At 51.8% G+C, this 23099-nt stretch carries 24 protein-coding genes; 7 read left to right on the plus strand and 17 right to left on the minus strand.

Going from position 1 to position 23099, the window contains the following annotated elements; genetic code table 11:
• Positions 1-55 precede the first annotated feature (55 nt).
• The 3 genes from gshA (at position 56) to EOS98_RS05435 (ending at position 3993) form a co-directional block, all read left to right on the plus strand.
• Complete coding sequence (gene gshA, locus EOS98_RS05425; protein WP_126523888.1) at positions 56-1612, plus strand: glutamate--cysteine ligase; 1557 nt, start codon at positions 56-58, stop codon at positions 1610-1612.
• 149 nt (positions 1613-1761) lie between these two features.
• On the plus strand, positions 1762-2277 hold the full coding sequence (gene luxS, locus EOS98_RS05430; RefSeq protein WP_001130193.1) for an S-ribosylhomocysteine lyase: 516 nt from the start codon (positions 1762-1764) through the stop codon (positions 2275-2277).
• Between the two features lie 345 nt (positions 2278-2622).
• The gene (locus EOS98_RS05435) at positions 2623-3993 is read left to right on the plus strand and encodes a carbohydrate porin (protein ID WP_000645137.1); all 1371 of its coding nucleotides are present in this window, start codon (positions 2623-2625) and stop codon (positions 3991-3993) included.
• Between the two features lie 48 nt (positions 3994-4041).
• Here the strand turns inward: EOS98_RS05435 and emrB are convergent, their stop codons facing one another.
• The 12 genes from emrB to EOS98_RS05510 form a co-directional block, all read right to left on the minus strand.
• Positions 4042-5580, minus strand: coding sequence for a multidrug efflux MFS transporter permease subunit EmrB (gene emrB / locus EOS98_RS05440; RefSeq protein WP_001187297.1), 1539 nt, complete (start codon positions 5578-5580; stop codon positions 4042-4044).
• Between the two features lie 16 nt (positions 5581-5596).
• Positions 5597-6769, minus strand: a complete 1173-nt coding sequence (gene emrA, locus EOS98_RS05445; RefSeq protein WP_001275605.1) for a multidrug efflux MFS transporter periplasmic adaptor subunit EmrA — start codon at positions 6767-6769, stop codon at positions 5597-5599.
• A gap of 125 nt (positions 6770-6894) precedes the next feature.
• Positions 6895-7425 carry a transcriptional repressor MprA gene (gene mprA / locus EOS98_RS05455; protein WP_000378431.1) on the minus strand — a complete coding sequence of 177 codons (531 nt, stop codon included), beginning with the start codon at positions 7423-7425 and terminating at the stop codon, positions 6895-6897.
• A 496-nt stretch (positions 7426-7921) separates the two neighbouring features.
• The gene (locus EOS98_RS05460; RefSeq protein WP_000165758.1) at positions 7922-9106 is read right to left on the minus strand and encodes an MFS transporter; all 1185 of its coding nucleotides are present in this window, start codon (positions 9104-9106) and stop codon (positions 7922-7924) included.
• Positions 9107-9270: 164 nt separating this feature from the next.
• Positions 9271-10266, minus strand: a complete 996-nt coding sequence (gene proX, locus EOS98_RS05465) for a glycine betaine/L-proline ABC transporter substrate-binding protein ProX (protein ID WP_001216618.1) — start codon at positions 10264-10266, stop codon at positions 9271-9273.
• A gap of 69 nt (positions 10267-10335) precedes the next feature.
• Entirely contained in the window at positions 10336-11400 is a 1065-nt protein-coding gene (gene proW / locus EOS98_RS05470) for a glycine betaine/L-proline ABC transporter permease ProW (RefSeq protein WP_000775015.1), read from the minus strand.
• Positions 11393-12595, minus strand: coding sequence for a glycine betaine/L-proline ABC transporter ATP-binding protein ProV (gene proV, locus EOS98_RS05475; protein ID WP_000985529.1), 1203 nt, complete (start codon positions 12593-12595; stop codon positions 11393-11395). Before proV ends, proW begins: the two co-directional genes overlap by 8 nt.
• 354 nt (positions 12596-12949) lie before the next feature.
• A complete protein-coding gene (gene nrdF, locus EOS98_RS05485; protein ID WP_000777903.1) occupies positions 12950-13909 on the minus strand; it encodes a class 1b ribonucleoside-diphosphate reductase subunit beta in 960 nt (319 codons plus the stop codon).
• Between the two features lie 10 nt (positions 13910-13919).
• Positions 13920-16064, minus strand: coding sequence for a class 1b ribonucleoside-diphosphate reductase subunit alpha (gene nrdE, locus EOS98_RS05490; protein ID WP_126523889.1), 2145 nt, complete (start codon positions 16062-16064; stop codon positions 13920-13922).
• A complete protein-coding gene (gene nrdI, locus EOS98_RS05495; RefSeq protein WP_001275401.1) occupies positions 16037-16447 on the minus strand; it encodes a class Ib ribonucleoside-diphosphate reductase assembly flavoprotein NrdI in 411 nt (136 codons plus the stop codon). The genes nrdE and nrdI overlap by 28 nt, the downstream gene beginning before the upstream one ends.
• Complete coding sequence (gene nrdH / locus EOS98_RS05500; RefSeq protein ID WP_000028870.1) at positions 16444-16689, minus strand: glutaredoxin-like protein NrdH; 246 nt, start codon at positions 16687-16689, stop codon at positions 16444-16446. The genes nrdI and nrdH overlap by 4 nt, the downstream gene beginning before the upstream one ends.
• Positions 16690-16960: 271 nt before the next feature.
• Positions 16961-17392 (minus strand): carboxymuconolactone decarboxylase family protein, encoded by a 432-nt coding sequence (locus EOS98_RS05510; RefSeq protein WP_023193597.1) that lies wholly within the window; start codon positions 17390-17392, stop codon positions 16961-16963.
• A gap of 88 nt (positions 17393-17480) precedes the next feature.
• Between EOS98_RS05510 and EOS98_RS05515 the strand changes: the two genes are divergently transcribed.
• On the plus strand, positions 17481-18815 hold the full coding sequence (locus EOS98_RS05515; RefSeq protein WP_126523890.1) for a PLP-dependent aminotransferase family protein: 1335 nt from the start codon (positions 17481-17483) through the stop codon (positions 18813-18815).
• An 83-nt stretch (positions 18816-18898) separates the two neighbouring features.
• On the opposite strand, the gene EOS98_RS05520 is transcribed toward EOS98_RS05515, so the two are convergent.
• Complete coding sequence (locus tag EOS98_RS05520) at positions 18899-19225, minus strand: DUF883 domain-containing protein (RefSeq protein ID WP_001650455.1); 327 nt, start codon at positions 19223-19225, stop codon at positions 18899-18901.
• A 161-nt stretch (positions 19226-19386) separates the two neighbouring features.
• On the opposite strand from EOS98_RS05520, the gene EOS98_RS05525 reads away from it, so the two are divergent.
• Entirely contained in the window at positions 19387-19737 is a 351-nt protein-coding gene (locus EOS98_RS05525; RefSeq protein ID WP_000281304.1) for a DUF2002 family protein, read from the plus strand.
• Between the two features lie 34 nt (positions 19738-19771).
• Here the strand turns inward: EOS98_RS05525 and alaE are convergent, their stop codons facing one another.
• Positions 19772-20221 carry an L-alanine exporter AlaE gene (gene alaE / locus EOS98_RS05530; RefSeq protein WP_000492669.1) on the minus strand — a complete coding sequence of 150 codons (450 nt, stop codon included), beginning with the start codon at positions 20219-20221 and terminating at the stop codon, positions 19772-19774.
• Between the two features lie 898 nt (positions 20222-21119).
• Here alaE and stpA point away from each other — a divergent pair.
• Positions 21120-21521: a DNA-binding protein StpA gene (gene stpA, locus EOS98_RS05540; protein ID WP_001051100.1), complete on the plus strand. Its 402-nt coding sequence runs from the start codon at positions 21120-21122 to the stop codon at positions 21519-21521.
• 89 nt (positions 21522-21610) lie between these two features.
• Here stpA and EOS98_RS05545 read toward each other — a convergent pair whose 3' ends face one another.
• The 3 genes from EOS98_RS05545 to EOS98_RS05555 form a co-directional block, all read right to left on the minus strand.
• The gene (locus EOS98_RS05545; protein ID WP_000494943.1) at positions 21611-21790 is read right to left on the minus strand and encodes a hypothetical protein; all 180 of its coding nucleotides are present in this window, start codon (positions 21788-21790) and stop codon (positions 21611-21613) included.
• 78 nt (positions 21791-21868) lie between these two features.
• Entirely contained in the window at positions 21869-22396 is a 528-nt protein-coding gene (locus EOS98_RS05550) for a rhodanese family protein (protein ID WP_000022011.1), read from the minus strand.
• 9 nt (positions 22397-22405) lie between these two features.
• Positions 22406-22705 carry an ArsR/SmtB family transcription factor gene (locus tag EOS98_RS05555; protein ID WP_001749413.1) on the minus strand — a complete coding sequence of 100 codons (300 nt, stop codon included), beginning with the start codon at positions 22703-22705 and terminating at the stop codon, positions 22406-22408.
• A 182-nt stretch (positions 22706-22887) separates the two neighbouring features.
• On the opposite strand from EOS98_RS05555, the gene EOS98_RS05560 reads away from it, so the two are divergent.
• Positions 22888-23046, plus strand: coding sequence for a YqaE/Pmp3 family membrane protein (locus tag EOS98_RS05560; RefSeq protein ID WP_000508175.1), 159 nt, complete (start codon positions 22888-22890; stop codon positions 23044-23046).
• Positions 23047-23099 lie beyond the last annotated feature (53 nt).

A 23099-nucleotide genomic window follows, 5' to 3' on the forward strand; every position in this document is an offset into this window, starting at 1 on the left:
TGGCCGCCATTACAGTTATGCTTATTAAAACGATTTGGACAGGCGGGAGGTCAATTTGATCCCGGACGTATCACAGGCTCTGGCCTGGCTGGAAAAACATCCTCAGGCGTTAAAGGGGATACAGCGCGGGTTAGAGCGCGAAACGCTGCGTGTCAATGCTGATGGCACGCTGGCGACAACAGGTCATCCTGAAGCGTTAGGTTCAGCGCTGACCCATAAATGGATTACCACGGATTTTGCGGAAGTCCTACTGGAGTTTATTACGCCAGTCGATGGCGATATCCAGCATATGCTCACCTTTATGCGCGATCTCCATCGGTATACGGCCAGGAAACTGGGCGATGAGCGGATGTGGCCATTAAGTATGCCCTGCTATATTGCGGAAGGGCAGGACATAGAGCTGGCGCAGTACGGCACATCCAATACCGGGCGTTTTAAGACGCTCTATCGCGAAGGGCTGAAAAATCGTTATGGCGCTTTGATGCAAACCATCTCCGGCGTGCATTACAATTTTTCATTACCGATGGCGTTCTGGCAGGCGAAATGCGGCGTTACGGAAGGCGAAGCGGCAAAAGAAAAAATTTCTGCCGGCTATTTTCGTCTGATTCGCAACTATTACCGTTTTGGCTGGGTCATCCCCTATCTGTTTGGCGCGTCTCCGGCCATTTGTTCCTCTTTCCTGCAAGGAAAGCCAACCACATTACCGTTTGAAAAAACGGACTGCGGCATGTACTACCTGCCGTATGCGACGTCGCTGCGTTTGAGTGATTTGGGCTATACCAATAAGTCGCAAAGCAATCTGGGTATTACGTTTAACGATTTGCATGAGTATGTGGCAGGTCTGAAGCGCGCGATTAAAACCCCTTCCGAGGAGTACGCGCGGATTGGTGTGGAAAAAGACGGTAAGCGGCTACAGATTAACAGCAACGTTCTGCAAATTGAAAATGAGCTGTACGCGCCCATTCGTCCCAAGCGCGTGACGCGCAGCGGCGAATCGCCTTCTGACGCGCTTCTGCGTGGTGGTATTGAGTATATTGAAGTTCGTTCTCTCGATATTAATCCGTTCTCACCGATCGGCGTAGACGAGCAACAGGTGCGCTTCCTCGATCTGTTTATGGTCTGGTGCGTATTGGCCGATGCGCCGGAAATGAGTAGCGATGAGCTGTTATGTACGCGTACTAACTGGAATCGCGTTATTCTGGAAGGGCGTAAGCCGGGCCTGACGTTAGGCATTGGCTGTGAAACTGCGCAGTTCCCGCTGCCCAAAGTCGGGAAAGATCTTTTCCGCGATCTGAAACGCGTGGCGCAAACGCTGGACAGTATCCACGGGGGAGAGGAGTATCAAAAGGTGTGTGACGAGTTGGTCGCCTGCTTTGATAATCCTGAACTGACATTCTCCGCCCGGATCCTACGGTCTATGATTGATGAAGGCATTGGCGGCACCGGGAAAGCGTTCGGTGAGGCTTACCGTAATCTGTTACGCGAAGAGCCGCTGGAGATTTTACAGGAAGAAGAGTTTATTGCTGAACGTGACGCTTCAGTACGTCGTCAGCAGGAGATTGAGGCGGCGGATACCGAGCCGTTTGCCGCATGGCTTGCAAAACACGCCTGACCCAAAAGAAAAAGGCCACTCACGGAGTGGCCAAAATTTCATCGCTGAAAACAGGGATGATGATAACAAATGCGCGTCTTTCATATACTCAGACTCGCCCCGGAACAAAGAGTTCAGTTTATTTTTAAAAAATTATCGGAGGTGACTAAATGCCATTATTAGATAGCTTCGCAGTCGATCATACCCGGATGCAAGCGCCGGCGGTCCGGGTTGCAAAAACGATGAACACCCCGCATGGCGACGCAATCACCGTGTTTGATCTGCGTTTTTGCATTCCGAACAAAGAAGTGATGCCGGAAAAAGGGATTCATACGCTTGAGCATCTGTTTGCTGGCTTTATGCGCGACCACCTCAACGGTAACGGCGTTGAGATTATCGATATCTCGCCGATGGGCTGCCGCACCGGCTTTTACATGAGCCTGATTGGCACGCCGGACGAGCAGCGTGTTGCCGACGCGTGGAAAGCGGCGATGGCGGATGTGCTGAAAGTGCAGGATCAAAACCAGATCCCGGAGCTGAACGTTTACCAGTGCGGTACGTATCAGATGCACTCGCTCAGTGAAGCGCAGGACATTGCCCGTCATATTCTGGAGTGTGATGTGCGCGTGAACAGCAATAAAGAGCTGGCGCTGCCGAAAGAAAAACTGCAGGAACTGCATATTTAGTCTTATTGGTAAGCGTTTCCAGTATTTAAATTAACCCCGGTCTATGGCCGGGGTTTTTTATTGCTTAATATAATTTGCGTTTATTATATTTGCGGCAAGAATACATTTTAAATTAAGTAATGCCTGGCCTGTTAAATAATAAAATGTGATCTGGTAAACAGAAAAGGCGGATAACTCACGATGCCAGAGTGTATTGATCACATAAACTAAAAATCATAAATAATTAATAGAAAAACATAATGGAATGCGCCAGATATCCAGGTAATAACAAGACTCTACTAATAGCCGGTCGATGGGGTTTTTAGCAAATCTTATCTGGTATACATCAAACTTAAGGGATAAAAAATGAAGGCTAAATATTTGGCGCTGATGATCGGTGCTTGCTTTTCTCATAACCTTTGGGCAGCGAATAATATCACTATTGAGCAGCGTCTGGCTGAACTGGAGCAACGTGTTGTTAATGCTGAAAAACGGGCATCCGATGCCGAGGCGCAAATTCGCTCGCTGAAACAGCAGCAGGTCGCCGCTACGCCGACGGTGAATGTCCAGTCCGCCGAGCCCATTGCAGCAGATAAAACGCCGCCGAAGCTGACCTTATCCGGATTCAGCGATATTAAGTTCTATGGCGATGTCGAATTTAATATGGATGCGGCAAGCCGTTCCGGTAGCCTGACCTCGATGAGAACGTCAGCGAATAAAGATTGGGCATCAGGAACCAATGAACGCTGGGATATTAACGGACGCCTGTTGTTGGGCTTTGATGGCTACCAGCGGCTGGACAACGGTAATTTTGCCGGATTCTCTGTACAGCCTCTGGCGGACCTGACCGGAAAAATGAACCTTGATGATGCCGTTTTCTTCTTTGGTCGTGAGAATGACTGGAAAATTAAGGTTGGTCGTTTTGAAGCCTACGATATGTTCCCGCTGAATCAGGATACGTTTATTGAATATTCGGGGAATACAGCGAACGATCTTTACAGTGACGGTTACGGCTATATCTATATGATGAAAGAAGGACGGGGACGTAGCGACAGTGGGGGTAACTTCCTGCTGAGTAAAACCATCGACAACTGGTATTTCGAAGTTAACACATTGCTGGAAAATGGCAGTACGTTATATACCGAGAAGCAGTACCACGGAATGGATTTAACCAACGATAAAAACGTGGCTTACGTCCGTCCGGTTATCGCCTGGCAAAACGGGCGTTTTTCAACGGCGATAGCGATGGAAAGTAACGTCGTTAACAACGCCTATGGCTATTATGAGAATGGGAAGTGGATCGATCAGTCAGATCGTACGGGCTATGGTTTTACCATGACCTGGAATGGTCAAAAAACTGATCCGGAAGATGGCGCAGTGATTAACCTGAATACCGCCTATATGGACGCGACCGATGAGACAGATTTTACCGCTGGAGTGAATGCGCTGTGGCATCGATTTGAACTGGGTTATATCTATGCGCATAACAAAATCGAAGCCTTCAATGCTACTAATATCGATGCCGTTTGTGAGGACGATTGTTGGATCACCGATCCCGGCAATTATGACATTCACACTATTCATGCCTCATATTTATTCCCCAACGTGATGGATATGAAAAACTTTAACATCTACCTCGGTGCCTATGCTTCATGGGTAGAGGCCAATCCGAATAATGGCGATAACAGTGAAGATGCGCGTTACGGCGGGCGTCTGAGATTCAAATATTTCTTCTGATTGTTGGTCTACTAAAAAAGGGATCCGCAGATCCCTTTTATCAGATAGTTAGTGCGCGCCGCCACCGCCGCCGCCCGCACCGAAGGGCGGTTTGGCGAACCACACCAGGCCGAGCAGCACCAGGAAGATCCCCGCCGACATCCAGAAGATTTCGTTGGCGGAAATAATCAGCCCCTGATTCGTGATTTGCTGGGCTATCCAGCCTGACGCCTGTTGGTGCGTCATCCCTAAGCCTTCCAGTTTATCGTACATAGCCTGAGCGTTTGGATTATACGCCGTAATCGACTCGGTGAGCTGCGCATGGTGTAGCGACTCACGATCGGTCCACATAGTGGTGGTAATCGAGGTGCCGATGGAGCCCGCCAGCGTTCGCGTGAAGTTCGACAGGCTTGATGCCGCCGCCAGCCGTTCTGGCGGTAACCCGGAGAGCGTAATGGTGGTCAGCGGCATAAAGAAGCAGGCGACGGCAAATCCCTGAATAAACTGCGGCCATGCGGAAGCGCCGAAATCCATACCCGGTTCGAACGTCCAGGCGCGCCAGTAAAAACAGACGGCGTACATAATGAAGCTGAACGTGACCAGCCTGCGCATATCCAGTTTATGCGCGAAGCGTCCGATAATCGGCGACAAAATTACCGGAATAATGCCGACTGGCGCCGACGCCAGACCTGCCCACGTTGCGGTATAGCCGTACACCTCTTGCAAAAGCTGCGGCAGTAGAACAATGGCGCCGAAATAGAGCATATAGGCAAGGCTGATGCACAAGCAGCCAATCGTGAAGTTACGCGATTTAAAAAGAGAAAGATCGACGATAGGGTGATCGTCGGTCAGTTCCCAGACGATCAGGAAACTGATGGCGATGACGGCGACCACGGTCAGGATGATAATTTCCTGTGAGGAGAACCAGTCCAGCTCTTTACCGCGATCGAGCATAATTTGCAGGCTGCCGATGCCAATCACCAGTAACGCCAGCCCGACGGCGTCAATACGTCGCCGTTCGGTATGCGTTTCACGTCCGCGCAGCGTGTGTAACGTCATCAGGACGACGGCGATGCCAATCGGCACGTTGATGAAGAAAATCCATCCCCAGTGGTAATTATCACTGATGTAGCCCCCCAGAATCGGGCCGCAAATCGGCGCGACAATGACGGTCATTGACCAGAGCGCCAGCGCAATGGAGCGCTTTGCAGGCGGATAGTTATTCAGCAACAGGCTTTGCGAGAGCGGAATCAGCGGCCCGGCGACCACGCCCTGCACCACGCGGAAGAAGATAAGCATATTCAGGCTGCTGGATACGCCACAGGCCCAGGAGGCCGCGGCAAAGGCGACCGTCGACCACATGAACAGTTTGACTTCGCCAAAACGTTTCGCCAGCCAGCCGGTTAAGGGAATCGAGATAGCGTTCGCCACCCCGAAAGAGGTGATAACCCATGTCCCCTGGCTTAGGGAAGAACCCAGGTTCCCGGCGATGGTCGGAATCGCCACGTTGGCAATGGTGGAGTCTAGCACCTGCATGAATGTCGCCAGCGACAGCGCGATCGTCATGATGACGAGCTGCGCGCCCTCCAGCGGTTTTTGCTGTTGCATCACACGCACCTCAGGATTAACCCGCGTTAGCCTGTACGATGTCGTCGATCAGTTTATTGACCGGCGCGAGATTAATTTCGCGTGCGTTACTTTCGGCAACCGGCGTCGTTCGTACCTGGCTGGCCAGTACCTGACCGTCGCGATTAGCGGTATCCACGGTGACCAGCGTCGATAAACCAATACGCAGCGGATGTTGTTCTAACTGGCGGGCGTCCAGTTCGACGCGTACCGGCAGACGTTGAACCACTTTAATCCAGTTACCCGTCGCATTTTGCGCGGGCAGCAGGGAGAAGGCGCTGCCTGTTCCCATATCCAGACCGACGACTTTACCGGTGTATTTTACGTCGTCGCCATAAATGTCAGTAATAATCGTCACTGGCTGCCCAATGCGCATATTCGCTAATTGGGTCTCTTTAAAGTTAGCGTCCACCCACAGATCGGTTGCAGGCACCACGGCCATCAGCGGCGTGGTGGGGCTGATCTGCGCGCCAGGCTGGACGGCGCGGCGGGAGACATAACCGGTCATTGGACTGACGATGCGAGTACGCTCCAGCGCCAGCCAGGCGTTACGCACTTCGGTCGCCGCTTGTTGAACCGCAGGCTGATCTTCCAGATTACTGTTGAGTATCATTGCCTGGTTGGCATTGTACTGTTGAATGGCGACATCCAGCTGTGCCTGCGCGCTGGCGACGGCATCGCGGGCGTGTTGCAGCTCTTCCCGGCCAATAAGATTGGCATTACCCAGCGGCACACGACGGTTAAGGTCGCTCTGCGCTTGCGCCAGGGCGGTTTTTTGCACGTCGATATTCGCCTGCAACTGCTTACTGTTAATCATCAACTGGTGCGTTTGGCGCACGCTGGAGGCCAGCGCCGTTTTGGCTCTTTCAAACGCTTGTTTGGCGTCAGTCTGATCGAGCGTGACCAGAACATCGCCCTCTTTTACAAAGTCGGTGTTATCAGCCCAGACTTTCGTCACGCTGCCTGACACCTGCGCCATGATTTGAACCTGGTTCCCTGCCACGTAAGCATCATCTGTCTCTTCAATATGACGCAATACTAAAAACCAATAAATTCCATATGCCACGGCAATAATAACAAAGAGCAAGGTAAGAAGTAGCAGCGCTGTTTTGCGTTTGCCTTTCTTCTTAGCCGGTTGCTGCGGGGTTTGGATCTCCGCATTTGCGCTCATGTTGTTCTCCACGATCTTATTATTCACATCGGCTGAGCCGACCTGTTGTCAGAAAGGCCAGCAGTAATGCGTGCCGGCCTGTCCGCTTTCCTGTTATTAATCTGGATTTTGAGCGGGTCGGCGCTTTAGCGCAGCGCCTCAAGAACAGTGCCTTCCTGCTCCATTTGATCAAGACGCGTCAGGAGTTTACGAGTGATGTGCTCAAGTTGATCTTTTTCGGCTGTGCTAAGTGATGACCAGAGTTGATGCAGACAATGATGCTGAGGCGGAAGCACTTCTTGCAAAAATGCCTGGCCTTTCTCCGTTAATTGCAGATGCAGGCAACGGCGGTCGTTATCGCTCTCACGACGCTCAATCCAGCCGCGTTTTTCCAGCTCATCTGCAATGCGTGTCGCATTGGTGCGAGATGAACCCAGCGCGCAGCTTAATTCAGACGGCTGAATACTGTGGTTTTCCTGAGACTCCAGCGTAATCAACGCCATAAACAACGTCTCGTTAATCCCTTGAGCCTTCAGCATCTTATTGCGGTTTTCCAGGAGCTTGCCTTGCATGTGCATACAAAGACGAGTCAAAAGAATTTCCTGATAAGGAAAGTCTTCGTGACGGCTGGCGCGAAATTTTAGCATTTGTTCAATGGGCGTAAACGAACTATCCATTTGGGCATGACCTCATTAATTTCAGCCGATATAGTAACGACAGTGACAAATAAAGTAAATGTATTATTAATACAAAATCATTCTTTCAGGCTATAAAGCAACCAATGATACGCAGACTGAGACGCCAGCGGGAACATTGGGCCCGGTAAAGCGCCGCCTGCGGCAAATCCAGGAATGACGAGAAAAGCGTGAGTGCCTGCATGAAAAAATCAGGAGAGAACGATAAGCGGGAGGGGCGAAAGCCGGGTAAACGGCCTTACAACCCGATGCAAAAGCCACCGGAATATCACGGATAGCTATCGGTGAACGACCTTCGAATCCTTGAACGGGCGCTATTGGCCTGGGAGCAGATGGGGATGCAGGGCTTTCCATAGAATTATATTATTCTTCACCGGTATAAAAATAACCATGATAAATGAATAGCATAACCTTAACAGACTGGGGAGCTCCTTAACACCCTAAGGAGCTTAAACAAAGGTAAACGCTCACTATCCGCTTAATTTACGGCTTCCTGTCGGTGAAAACCTCGCCACCAAACCAGTAAATTAAGTAAGGCTACCGTGACACCCGCCAGACAAACACCGGCCCAGCCGGCATGTTGCCAGGCGGAGGCGGAAATCAGCGACCCCGCGGCGCCACCGATAAAGTAGCTGGTCATATAGCCGGCGGTGAGCCGGTTACGCGCATCCGGATGCAAACGATAGATGACCGTCTGATTGGTGATATGTACCCCCTGAACGGTGAGGTCCAGTACCAGAATGCCAATAATCAGCGCCAGTACCGAGGTGTGCCCAAGCCAGATAGCCAGCCAGGAGAGTAACAGCAGCAGTAAGCCGAACGTGGTGGTGAGGTGAGATTTACCTTTATCGGCAAATCCGCCAGCCGGACGCGCGCCTAAAGCGCCGGCGGCCCCCGCCAGGCCAAACAGGCCAATCATCCCCTCGGAATAGCTAAACGGCGGCGCGGCGAGCAAAAAGGCCATTGATGTCCAGAGGATGCTGAAATTAGCAAAGGTCAGACAGCCCAGCAGCGCGCGGGTACGCAGCAGCTTATCGTGAATAAACAGGCTGAATACAGAACCCAACAGTTGCGGGTAGTTAAGATGGGTGTCGGATTTGAGCTTTGGCAGTCCGCGCCACAACGCGACGGCCATCAGCGCCATCAGCGCCGACGCTACCCAAAATACGGTGCGCCAACCGCCGAGGTTTGCCAGCAGTCCGGCGACCGTTCGCGCCAGCAGGATCCCCAGCAACAGGCCGCTCATAATGGTGCCGACCACTTTACCGCGGGTGGCGGGCGTCGCAAGCGTGGCGGCCAGCGGAACCAGAATCTGCGCCACCACGGAGAACAGTCCGGTTAAGGCCGTTCCGAGTATCATCATGCTAAGCGACTGACTGCTGGCGGTGATCAGCATTCCGCCAGCCGCCAGCAACGTCATGGAGACAATCAGCGTTCGGCGTTCAAACATGTCGCCGAGCGGCACCAGAAACAACAGGCCAGCGGCATAGCCCAACTGCGCGGCGGTAACGATAAACCCTGCGGAGCTGGCGGAAAGCGAAAAGTGATGCGCGATGGTATCAAGCAGCGGCTGGGCATAGTAGTTGCTGGCGACCGCCAGACCTGTGGCCACAGACATTAAAACGATCAGCGCCGGGCTAAGCTCATGAGTGGGTTTCGTCATTATGGTAATCGTGATTCAGATAATTATTTCCTGGGAAAACAATCATAGCGGATGTTGATGAATAAAGGGGAACGGTGACGTGATGAATCGTGCGCTTTGAGGAGAGATTGCGTTGGCCGGATAGCGGCGCATGAACTGCGCTTTATCCGGCATAAAAAACGATCTTATTTCTGCGCGGCCAGCGCTTCTTTCACCCAGCCGTCAAACTGCTGCTGGTGGGCGTTGATCCAGCCGTCCACGTGGCCCTGAACATCGGCTTCAGACGATTTACCGGCATGCATCATGGCGTTCTGCGCGTTGATATCCGCCAGCGGCAGCTTCATGATGGCGAACAGTTTCGCCGCCGCCGGGTTTTTCTCCGCCCATGCCTTATTGGCGACAATATGCATGGTATTAACCGGGAACCCATAGTTCGCGCCGTTCGGCAGTTTAGTATCAATATTTTTCTGTTCGCCCGGCAGGGAGGAGAACGGTACCTGTAGCCAGACGACATCTTTACCCGGCTTCATTACGTCGCTCACCCAGTACGGAGTCCAGGTGTAATACAGCACCGGCTTGCCTTCTTTAAAACGGGTAATGGTATCAGCCATCATCGCCGCATAGTTACCGTGGCTGACCTCAACGGTTTTTTGCAGATCAAACGCTTTATTCTGGTGATTGATCACGGCTTCGCAGCCCCAGCCCGGCGAGCAGCCCATCATGTCCGCTTTTCCGTCGCCATTGGTATCGAAGATTTTGGCGATTTTCGGATCTTTTAGCTGAGCGATATTGGTGATGTTGTACTGCTCGGCGGTTTTTTTATCGATCAGATAGCCCTGCGCAGCGCCGGAGACGAAGACGCCCTCGCGGTAAAACTTGTTGTCTCCGCCTGCTGCGGCATACATATCATCATGCAGCGGCTGCCAGTTCACGGCGGTAAACGTCGCATCGCCAGAGGCGATGGAGGTATAGCCTACGTTGTAATCGACTTCACTCGGCTTATTTACGGTATAACCCAACTTTTCCAGCGCCCGGCTGACCAGTAACGTCTGGAAGGACTCTTCAGAAATCGTGCTTTGGATAGGTTGAACGGTAATGCCTTTGCCAGGCAGGTCGGCAGCGAAAGCGCTGGCGGTGACAAGGGTGGCAAACGCTGAGGCAAATATCACAGTATGTCGCATCGTTGTTCCTTTAATTATGGTAGGGAGTTGTAAGCCCGGTAAGCGCAATGTCACCGGGCGTCAGGAGAGTTACTTAACGAAAGGGCGGGTGATTAGCCCAACAGGACCGGTGGTATACCAGCGACGGTTACCGCGGCTACGCGAGTCGCGCCCGACGGCCTGCGTCAGACGGTCCAGAATGATGGCGAGAATCACAATGCCGACGCCGCCGACGGTTGCCAGCCCCATATCAAGACGACCAATGCCGCGTAATACCATCTGGCCAAGCCCGCCGACCGCAATCATCGAGGCGATGACGACCATCGAGAGAGCCAGCATCAGCGTCTGATTAACGCCTGCCATAATGGTGGGCATCGCCAGCGGTAGTTGCACTTTGAACAACATTTGGCGCGGGCTGGCGCCGAACGAGCGCGACGCTTCAATTAAGTCGGCAGGCACCTGGTTAATGCCCAGGATCGTCAGGCGTATAATCGGCGGTAGAGCAAAAATAATCGTCACCACCACGCCCGGCACGTTACCGATGCCGAATAACATGACAATCGGCACCAGATAGACAAACGCGGGCGTGGTCTGCATCGCATCCAGCAGCGGACGAACTATTTTGGCCGCGCGCGGGCTGCGCGCCAGCCAGATTCCCATCGGTAATCCGATCACGACGCAGAACAACAGGGCGGTCAGCACCAGCGCCAGGGTAATCATCGCCTGCGACCAGGCGCCGATCGCGCCGATGGCGATCAGCGATATCAGCGCCGCGATCCCCATGCCCACACCGGAAACCTGCCAGGCAATCAGCGCAAAGAGAATAATCGCCACAGGGGCGGGCATTCCCAGCAGCAGTTGCTGAAAGCCGTTAAGGATGTAATCCACCGGCACACGAATCCCCTGAAAAAGGGGACGGAAATGGGTGACGACCCAGTCGATTCCCTCTGTGACCCAGCTATCCAGCGGGATCAGCGTCTTATGGAACGGGTCCAGAAGAGAAAAGTGTTCAGGGGCTGGCGCGGGCGCGCTGTTCAACCAGTCGGTACTGCCGCCGTCCGTGGCTACGCCTGCCGGTGTTCCCCAGGCATCAGCCGTTTGCGTCGTAGTATCGGCCACCTGTGCGGTATCCCACGGATTCGTTTGATCAGCCATTGTTACCCCCCTCGCGATCTAAAGCCTGTAGCAACATACGTTTTGAAATAATGCCAACATACTGGTGTTCTTCATCGACAACCGGCACTGCGCAGGGCGCCTGACCGACGTGAGAGAGCAACTCGCTGAGTGGGGTTTGCGCATCAACGACTAAAGGGTCGTCGATAAGCGCCGCTTCAATCCCTTGCGCCTGGCTTAATGCCGCTTTTAATGAGTCGATGGACACGACGCCCACGAATTTATTGCCACGCTCAATGACGTAACCATATTCACGGTCTTCGTCCTGTAATAATTTCAGTGCCGAACGGGGACCGAAACCTGGCGTTTTACGAATTAAGCCGACCGGACTGCGACGGGCAATATCTTTGGCGCTAAAGACCTGACTAATATCCACGCCACGGAAGAACGTGCGGACATAATCATTTGCCGGATTATTCAGGATCTCATCCGGCGTACCAACCTGTACGACCTCGCCATTTTGCATAATGGCAATCCTGTCGCCAATACGCATAGCCTCATCAAGATCGTGGGAAATAAAGACAATGGTGCGCTGATGTTTCGCCTGTAATTTCACCAGCTCATCCTGCATTTCGGTACGAATTAATGGATCGAGGGCGGAAAACGCTTCATCCATTAATAAGATATCAGGGTTGATTGCCAGCGCGCGGGCAAGCCCAACACGCTGACGCATCCCACCGGAAAGTTCATCCGGATAGGCGTGAGCGTAATTCTCAAGCCCCACCTGACGCAAGGCGTCCAGCGCTTTTTCTCGACGCTCTTGCGCCGCGATGCCCGCTAATTCCATACCGAATGCCGTATTATCCAGCACGGTCATATGCGGCATGAGCGCAAATGACTGGAAGACCATCGCAATCTTTTTCCTGCGCACCTCGCGAAGCTCAGCGTCTGATATTTTGGCAATATCAACGCCGTCAATCAGAACCTGTCCGCGGGTGGGTTCAATCAGGCGATTGAGAAGGCGTACCATTGTGGATTTACCCGAGCCGGATAATCCCATGATGACAAATATCTCGCCTTCTTCAATGGCCAGACTGGCGTCTTTAACGCCAAGCGATAGCCCCGTTTTTTCCAGTATTTGCTCTTTCGATAGTCCCTTTTCAATATATTTGAAGGCACGCTGCGGATGCTCTCCAAATATTTTATACAGATTCTTCACTTCTAATTTAATTGCCATGCAATAGAATGATTCCTGTTATTTACTTATGTCGATATGTTACCTGATAGAAATAGTTACCTTTTTCTACCCTAACATACTCAGAATCTGAGACAACCCTGAATTTGCTTCTGGCATGAATATTGCGAGGTGCTATCGGCTGTGATTTCCCATGATATAAGGGCTGAACGCGAATGGGGAGGGAGAGATATTTTTTGAGACAACCAGCAAAAATCCACCTGAATTGGAAGAATCCAGGTGAATAATGTCACTCGTATTGAGTGTAGGACATGTTGTAATATTTGCGCGATTTAACCCGGTATTGCTTGAAATAAAGGCATGGAAAATGTAACGTTATTTCCCATGCCCGCAAGGTTAAAAATTCCAGTCTTCGTCTTCGGTTTCGACTGTTTTCCCCATCACATAAGATGAACCTGAGCCGGAAAAGAAATCATGGTTTTCGTCGGCATTCGGCGAGAGCGCGGCAAGGATTGCGGGATTCACGTCTGCCATCTCCGGCGGAAATAACGCCTCATAACCCAGGTTCATTAAGGCTTTATTGGCGTTGTAGCACAAGAAGGCTTTGACGTCGTTAACCCAGCCGGTTTCCGCATATAACGCTTCTGTGTAGCGGATTTCGTTGTCGTACAGTTCCATCAACAAATCCAGCGCGAAAAGCTTTAACTCTTCACGCTCGATTGCCGATAGTTTTTGTAGCGCTATCTGATACTTATAGCCAATATAATAACCGTGAACCGCTTCATCGCGAATGATTAAACGAATCAGGTCGGCAGTGTTCGTGAGCTTACCGCGGCTGGAGAAATACATTGGCAGCCAGAAGCCGGAATAGAACAGAAAAGACTCTAAAAAGACGCTGGCAATTTTTTTCTTTAGCGGTTCATCGCTGACGTAATGAGCCAAAATAATCTGCGCCTTACGCTGAAGCGGCGGGTTTTCTTCGCTCCAGGCGTAGGCGGCATCAACCTCTTTCGTCTGGCACAGCGTGGAAAAAATAGAACTGTAAGAGCGGGCGTGTACCGCTTCCATAAAGCTGATGTTCGACAGCACTGCCTCTTCATGCGGCGTGATGGCATCTGCCATTAACGACGGCGCGCCTGCGATGTTCTGGATAGTGTCGAGCAGCGTAAGTCCCGTAAACACGCGAATGGTGAGCTGCTGTTCGGCGGCGCTCAGCGTCTGCCAGGCCGGAATATCATTCGATAACGGCACTTTTTCCGGCAGCCAGAAGTTACTGGTCAGCCGGTTCCATACCTCCAGATCTTTGTCGTCCTGGATCTTGTTCCAGTTGATGGCGCTAATACGAGATAATTTCATATGGCTTTCCTTATAGCGCGCAGGATACGCAGCCTTCAATTTCAGTACCTTCCAGCGCCAACTGGCGAAGCCGGATGTAATACAGTGACTTAATACCTTTTCGCCAGGCATAGATCTGCGCTTTGTTGATATCGCGGGTCGTGGCGGTATCGGGGAAAAACAGGGTGAGCGACAGTCCTTGATCGACGTGGCGCGTGGCCTCAGCATAGGTATCAATAATTTTTTCCGGACCGATATCGTAAGCATCCTGATACATGTCCAGGTTTTCATTGGTCATAAACGGCGCGGGGTAATACACACGCCCGGTTTTGCCCTCTTTGCGAATCTCAATTTTGGCTACAATCGGATGAATGCTGGAGGTCGCATGATTAATGTAAGAAATCGAACCGGTCGGCGGCACCGCCTGCAAATTTTGGTTATAGATGCCATAGCGCATCACATCGTCGCGCAGCTTTAGCCACATTTCTCGTGTGGGCAGCGTAATGCCGCTGCGGGCAAATAGCGCCCTGACTTTCGCCGTTTTCGGTTGCCAGTCGTCCTGTAAATACTGCGTAAAATAGTCGCCGCTGGTATAGCGCGACTGCGCAAATCCGGCGAAGGTTTTGCCGCGTTCGCGGGCCAGCCGCATTGAAGTATGCACGGCATGCCAGGTAATGGTGTAAAAATAGAAATTGGTGAAATCCAACGCCTCCGGCGAACCGTAGGCAATACCTTCCCTCGCCAGATAGCCATGCAGATTCATCTGGCCCAGACCGATGGCATGAGAGGCGGCATTACCGGCGGCTATTGAGGGCACGCTGCGTATATGGCTCATGTCAGACACCGCCGTCAGGCCGCGAATAGCGGTTTCTACGGTACGGCCAATGTCCGGTGAATCCATGACGTGAGCGATATTCAGCGAGCCGAGATTGCAGGAGATGTCATGCCCGATGTGGGTATAGTCAAGGTTATCGTCGTAACGAGAGGCGCTATTGACCTGTAAAATTTCCGAGCACAGGTTGCTCATATTAATGCGACCAGCAATAGGATTCGCGCGGTTTACCGTATCTTCAAACATGATGTAGGGATACCCGGATTCGAACTGAATCTCCGCCAGTGTTTGAAAAAAGTCACGGGCGTTAATATAGGTTTTGCGCACGTGCGGATCGGCAATTAATTCATCGTACCGTTCGCTAATGGCGATATCGCCAAACGGTTTGCCGTAGCGTCGTTGTACGTCATAGGGCGAAAAGAGCGCCATTTGCGCGTTTTCTTTCGCCAGCCGGAAGGTGATGTCCGGGATCACCACGCCGAGAGAGAGCGTTTTGATCCGGATTTTTTCGTCAGCGTTTTCCCGTTTGGTATCCAGAAAACGCAGAATATCCGGGTGGTGCGCATGGAGATAAACCGCGCCGGCCCCCTGGCGCGCGCCAAGCTGGTTGGCATACGAAAACGCGTCTTCCAGCATTTTCATCACCGGGATCACGCCGGAAGACTGATTCTCAATGCGTTTGATCGGCGCGCCCGCCTCGCGCAGATTGGAGAGTAAAAACGCGACGCCGCCGCCGCGTTTGGAGAGTTGCAGCGCCGAATTCACCGCCCGCCCGATCGACTCCATATTGTCTTCGATACGGAGCAGGAAGCAGGAGACCAGTTCCCCACGCTGCTGTTTACCGCAATTTAAAAAAGTCGGGGTAGCGGGCTGAAAGCGACCAGAAAGCATTTCATCGGTCAGTTGGGTGGCCAGCGTTTCGTCACCCTGCGCCAGCGTCAACGCCACCATTGTCACCCGATCTTCAAAGTGTTCCAGATAACGTTTGCCGTCGAAGGTTTTCAGCGTGTAACTGGTATAGAACTTCCAGGCGCCAAGAAACGTCTGGAAGCGAAAGCCGCTGGCGTGGGCGTGCTCGAACAGGCGGAGGACGAAGGCGCGGTCGTAACGCGCGAGGACGGCGTCATCGTAATACCCTTCCCGAACCAGCGTCTCCAGACGTTCATGCTGGCTGGCAAACGTCACGGAATGCGGGCGGACGTGGGCGGCAAAGAAGGCGTCGATCGCCTGCTGGTCCTTGTCGAACTGAATATGGCCTGCTTTATCATAAAGATTCAGCATCGCGTTCAGGGCGTGGTAATCCATGGTTTCCTGCATTACGCGCTCCGGGGTAGTTGTTGCCAAAATTCATTTACTCCTTTTCGGACGTTATCGATGTCGCGTTGTGTGCCCATGAGCTCAAAGCGGTACAGCCAGGGGACGCCGCATTTTTGTGCTATCACATCGCCAGCGCATCCCCAGGCATCGCCGAAATTGCGGTTACCGGAGGCGATGACGCCGCGAATGCGCGCCCGGTTGTGTTCATCATTTAAAAAGCGGATCACCTGTCGCGGCACCGCACCGGCCATCCCGCCGCCGCCGTATGACGGCACAACCAGAATGTACGGTTCGTCTACCTGAATTCGCTCCCGTTCATTGAGCGGAATACGCGTGGCAGGCAGCCCCAGACGCTGCATAAAACGGTGCGTATTTTCAGAGCTGCTGGAGAAGTAGACGAGCGCGCTCATGCGTTTGCCGCGTGGGGTGTCGGGTGCAGACGGTTAATCATGTCCGGGCGGAAGCCAGACCAGCTCAAATCGCCCGCCATCACCACCGGTAATTGACGAAATCCTTGCGCCCGGAGCGTATCCGCTGCATCCGGCACCAGATCGACGTTCACCATCTCAAATTCAAATCCACGGCTTTCCATCGCCCGCTTTGTGGCGTGGCACTGAACACAGTTATTGCGAGTGTAAATAGTAATGCTCATGATTCGTATTTCCATTTAAAATGAGAAAACGGCGCGATGAAACGCGTCGGATTGTCGTGTGTTGATACAGGAAATACTAGATGTAGTTGAATTAAGATTCAACCATACAAGATATGGGAATTTTCGATTGATTTTAACGCCGCTGATGAACGCAGCGGGGTAGGGGCGGCATGGCTAATTTTTGCCGGATGGCGGCGTGAACGCCCGATCCGGCCTGCAGGTTGACGCATAACAGAGTTGGCTGACATCTGCGCCATCCGGCAACAATGCGTCACATTCGCATACCAATCGCCAGACGGTTAAAGCAGTTCATTAAACCGATGGCGAAGGTCAGATCGCTGATTTCACGCGCGCTGAAATGATTGAGCAGCGGCAGGTAAACATTATCTTCGGCGTGGGTTTCAGCAATGTGCGTCACCGATTCCGCCCAGGCTAACGCCGCGCACTCTTGCTCGCTGAAATGGTGGCTTACCCGCCATCCTGCCAGCGCATCTAATTTAGCTTGATTCACGCCAGCCTTACGCAGCGCTTTACTGTGCATCTCCAGGCAAAATGCACAACCATTTATTTGCGAAACACGCAGGTAAATCAGCTCCATCAGAGTGAGGTCAAGCGTGCTCTTTTCCAGCGCGTTTTTCGCCTGCACCAGAGCGCTGTAAACCTCCGGGCTCAGTTCATAATAGGGTTGGCGTAACGTCGTCATCATGTTTCTCCTCGTGTTGATGACGAGCACTGTAGCACTATAATGGTCTGTAAAAGAGAGCCATATTTTTACAGAAAAAGCAGACCATATGCCGCGCTATCAGCACATCGCTCGTCAGTTAAAAACGGCCATTGAGCAAGGAGAACTCGCGCCCGGAACGCGTTTGCCTTCCAGTCGGACGTGGGCGCAGGAACTGGGCGTTTCTCGCGCCACGGTGGAAAATGCCTATGGCGAGCTGGTGGCGCAGGGCTGGCTGGAGCGACGTGGCCAGGCAGGCACGTTTGTGAGCAACGCTCTACGGTTTGAGACGGCGCCGCCGATACCCGCTGTTTTTGCCGGAGAAAGTCCGGAACCGAAACCCTTTCAGATGGGGTTACCGGCGCTGGATCTCTTTCCACGCGAGAAGTGGGCGCGAGTGATGGGGCGTCGGTTGCGCACGCAGACGCGCTTCGATCTGGCATTAGGCGACGTCTGCGGCGAGGCGATTTTGCGCCAGGCGATAGTCGATTACCTGCGGGTTTCGCGTAGCATTGAATGTCTGCCGGAACAGGTATTTATTACCTCCGGATATGCGAATTCTATGCGGCTAATCCTGCGTACATTGTCTGTGCCGGGAGACAGCATGTGGGTGGAAGATCCCGGCTTTCCGTTAATTCGCCCGGTGATAACGCAGGAGGGGATTACGCTGGCGCCGATTCCGGTCGATGCCGATGGGCTGAATGTCGCGGCGGGGATGCGGGATTGCCCGCAGGGGCGCTTTGCATTGGTGACGCCCGCCCATCAAAGTCCGTTGGGGGTGGCGCTGTCGTTAACTCGCCGACGGCAACTTCTGGCATGGGCGGCGAATGTGCAGGCCTGGATTATTGAAGATGATTACGACAGCGAATTTCGTTATCACGGTAAACCGCTTCCGCCGCTCAAGAGTCTGGATGCCCCGCAGCGAGTGATTTACGCCGGAACGTTCAGTAAGTCGCTCTTTCCGGCATTACGTACCGCCTGGCTGGTGGTGCCGATAAAGCAGATTGAGCCTTTCCGCCAGCAGGCGTCGCTGATGCCCTGTAGCGTACCGTTGTTATGGCAGCACACGCTGGCTGATTTTATCCGTGATGGCCATTTCTGGCGGCATCTGAAAAAGATGCGTCAACATTATGCTCAGCGACGGTTATGGATTGAAGAGGCGCTGGCAGAACAGGGATTTGTCGTGACATTACAGAAAGGCGGTATTCAATTGGTTATTGAGGTTGAAGGTGATGATAAAGCGCTGGTAGCAAAAGCGAATCAGGCCGGACTGGCGGTACAGGCGCTAAGTCGTTGGCGAGTGGTTTCGTCAGGAAAGGGGGGCATTTTACTGTCGTTTACCAATATTACTTCCGCTGGCATGGCGAAACAGGTCGCATGGCAGCTTCGACAGGCGATACAGTAACCGTTTCGCCGAATGGCGCGACCTGGGCCTGCGGCAATGATGCAGGCCCAATAAAGTATGTCGCCATCCGGCAGCGCACGTCGTTAGCGACGCAGGCTAAGCAGCGCCCCGATAAAAATCCCCACCGCTGCGGCGGTTCCTACGCTACACCAGGGTTTTTCACGCACAAACGTATCCGCGCACCCCATCGCATCACAGGCGGCTTGTTTTACGCGAGTACGTCCATGCATCCGCGCCCGGGTCTCTTTCAGCAACGCCTGTGCTTTACGTCGCGCAGCCTCGGCTTCGTCTTTCGCATCGCTTCCCCAGGATTTAAGGACATCTTCCAGACTGTCGGCTAATCGATTGACATCATTCTGAATATCCTGAACACCATCATCGACGTCGTTTCGGTTCGGTTTGTTAAGCATATGATCCTCCATTGATTTCGATGTAGCTTTCAGTGTAGTTCATATTTTTACCTGCTGAGGCTTGTTACGGCGATATCATGCGTTTCTGGACTTTTCTGAAAGCGTTGATAACGCGCTATCGGGTAAGGTAAGCCCGCAGTACAAGAGAATGAGGATAAAATATGTATTTACGACCTGACGAGGTGGCGCGGGTACTGGAAAAGGCAGGGTTTACCGTCGATGTGGTGACGAATAAGACGTATGGTTATCGACGCGGCGAGAATTATGTTTATGTTAACCGCGAGGCGCGTATGGGGCGTACCGCGCTGATCATTCATCCCAGATTAAAAGACCGTAGCTCATCACTGGCTGACCCGGCTTCGGATATTAAGACCTGCGATCACTACCAAAATTTTCCGCTCTATTTAGGCGGCGAGACCCACGAACATTACGGTATTCCCCACGGCTTTAGCTCCCGAATAGCGTTAGAACGTTATCTGAACGGGCTTTTTGGCGACGAAAAAAGCGACTAAAATCGCGACTGGCAATGCCAGTCGCGACGTTAACTTACGCCTTAGCCTGATGATAGCTGCTCACTTTAAACAGGCGGCGACAATAATCCAGGAAGTAGCCATAAACCGCGCCCATTAACATTGAAACAACAATGTTTGAACTCACGGCGGCCACTATCTGATGCCAGCCAGCGCCGACGGTCAGCAAGATGATAATATAAACGGGTGACTGAAAGGTGACATAAGCCAATACATCCGCCAGGTTTTTGGCCCATCCCGCCGGGCTTGCCTTACGCGCGACGCGCATAATCAGATCGCGGTAAACGCCGTATGGCCATGCAATCAAAATGTTGACAGGTATCGCCACCAGCCTGGAAGAAAGCGACTGCTCAAAGCTCATTCCGGAGAGGAATATCTCGATCAACATGTTCACAACAGAACAGTAAACAACCATCGCAAACGTGTCTGCTACGGCATGACGCAAGCGTGACTGTGGAGAGAACATGTTAATGCTCCTTGTAGCGTATCAATCAGAATGAGGTGATGGTTGGTAGTGAAATCATAAAGCACTTTTGTATTTGCATAGAGTATATCCCTATATAATAACTATCAACTAGTGCAATATTTTTATTTATAGACTTTTTGTCGATAAAATACTCTGTTGTTGTGTGTTTTTTGCTCGCGGCGAGATTTTCGTTGTTGTTAGTTATTAATTACTTTTAAATCAATGCATTATAATGCATTGTTTTTCTGGCGATTTTCAGCCACATTCCAAATGTTGTCAGATGCGATGTATTCTCGGCTAACGGCACGCGCTCTACTTTTCTCAGCATAATTATAGCTATTGCAGGCTGATTTTTAGCATAAAGCTCTGATGGTGATTTTTGAATGGTTAATCTCTTATTGTGCTGAAATATTCACTTCTGTATAAGGTCAGCCACCGTGAGGGTCACCGTGGTTACTGAGATACGCAATACGCTATATACGCTATGGATTTCGAGTTGCTTAAAGGCGGCAAGGGAGTGAGTCCCCAGGAGTATAGATAACGATGTGACTGTGGGGAGCGACAAATCTGCCGGGAGCAGATTTGAACGTCGCGTGCGACGACCCGTCAGGGCGAGGCCCATGGATGAGCCGGGTAATCCGTAGCCAACACATAAGCAACTTGAAGAATGAAGGGTATAAACAGCCGAACGGGAAACCTACAGATATACCGTAGGCAGAATAACCTGAAACACACAGGGGGTAATGAATATAACCTTCTGGTTAACAGATTAATATAATTAATCGAGTTATACTGAGTATATCTGTATGAACTTTAGGATCTGGAAATATAATCAATAATCGCATACAATACCGCCTGTAATAGTTTTTGTTTTCTGCGTTAAAAGGTTTTTATTGATATGAATTTGATGTTACAGAACTTAAATAATATCCGCACGCTGCGCGCTATGGCTCGCGAATTCTCCATTGACGTTCTTGAAGAAATGCTCGAAAAATTCAGGGTTGTCACTAAAGAAAGACGCGAAGAAGAAGAATTGCAGCAACGCCAGCTTGCCGAGAAGCAGGAGAAAATTAATGCCTTTCTGGAGCTGATGAAAGCAGACGGTATTAACCCGGAAGAGTTATTTGCCATGGATTCAGCAATGCCGCGTTCTGCTAAAAAGCGCCAGCCGCGTCCGGCAAAATATCGTTTTACTGATTTCAATGGCGAAGAAAAAACCTGGACCGGACAAGGTCGTACGCCTAAACCGATTGCCCAGGCGCTGGCGGCGGGGAAATCTCTGGATGATTTCTTAATCTAATCACGGATAACCTTTAACAGATGGCGCTTCGTTTCCTGTCTCTATTAACCGGGACTCAGGGAACGTTGCGCCATGCTCATTCTGATAAATCAGCACACGCCAAAATCGCCCTCTTCGCAATAGGGGGTGACATCTGCCGCTTTGAGGATCAATTTTTCGCCCTGCTCATTACCGACCTGTACCGCGACAATATGATCCTCGTTGACTTCAATCACTTTCAGTTTCGGCCCACCCATTCGGGGCTGTACGATATCGCCTGGTGTGAACATCACGCTCTCCTGTTGAACAATGGTATAAACCCGCCTTCAGTCTACTACACACCTACCGACGCGCGGTGAAGGTACCGCTTAATGAGTACGGGTATTCCAGGGCATTTTTTCCAGTAGTCGCGCCATTCCGCAGAAGCCGGTCATGCCTGCCAGCATTAACCCGGCCCCGACAAAACCGCTAATGAGGAAAAAGCCGCCGTGGACCGTATAGCCCAGAATCACCCCAAGCAACGTCAACCCGCCGGCGGCGATTTGCACCTGACGCATCAGCGGCAACGGTTGCGATTTGTCTTCTGTGACGGGCAATCCTGCCGCTTTCCATCCGTCGATACCGCCTTCCAGTAGACTGACCTGAGCTGGGGCGGCAATGGCCTGTAGTTTTGCTGCATTGCTGCTGGTTCGTTTACCTGACTGACAGTGAAAAATAATCTGTTCCGCTCGCAGGTTGGCGGGCAAATCGCCCTGTTCAAGCCGGGAAAGCGGCGCCAGTTGCGCATGTGGAATATGCTCGCGCAGATATTCGTCGGCGTCGCGTACATCAATCAGTTTCGCGCCTTGCGCTATCAGCGCTTGCGCCTCACGGGGGGAAACTATCCCAATGGACATCGTGCCTCCTTATGGACAATAGAGATTCTTTAACGTGGCGATAATCGTATTAACCGCCTCATTTTTAATGAAATAGTGAATGCGCTGGGCATCGCGTTGACTATCAATCAGCCCTTCTTCCCGCATCCGCGCCAGATGTTGCGACGTCGCGGAGGGGCTTAGCCCGGTAATGCGCGCCAGTTCGCCTGCGCTGGTTTTTGGCGAACCGCAAAGCATACATAAAATCAGTAATCTTTTTGGGTGGCTCATCGCTTTGAGCAGGGCCGCCGCCTGTTCTGCGCTGGACTGAAGTTGTTCAAGCTCTGTCATAGTTATTTAAGTATTTTCTAAATTTAGTTAATTCTAAAATAAACGTCAACCTAATGCCAGCGTAAAGAGCGTAAAGGAGGGTAAAAGCGCGGCGCGTGACTGGCAGGCTCAGGTAAACTGACTATGCTTAGAGATAAAATCTCTTTTTAAACAATGACTAATTTTGCTTGTATGGAGTGTATATGGGTTTCTGGAGAATTGTATTTACGATTATTTTGCCTCCGCTCGGCGTACTTTTAGGAAAAGGGTTCGGTTGGGCATTTATCCTTAATATCCTGCTGACATTACTCGGATATATTCCGGGGCTTATCCACGCATTTTGGGTTCAGATGCGTCATTAATTACCGGCCACCGGCGGCGCATAAGCGCCGCTTATCAGGATAACCTCATTCCC

The organism is Salmonella sp. SSDFZ69, from assembly GCF_004010755.1.
Lineage (GTDB): Bacteria > Pseudomonadota > Gammaproteobacteria > Enterobacterales > Enterobacteriaceae > Salmonella > Salmonella enterica.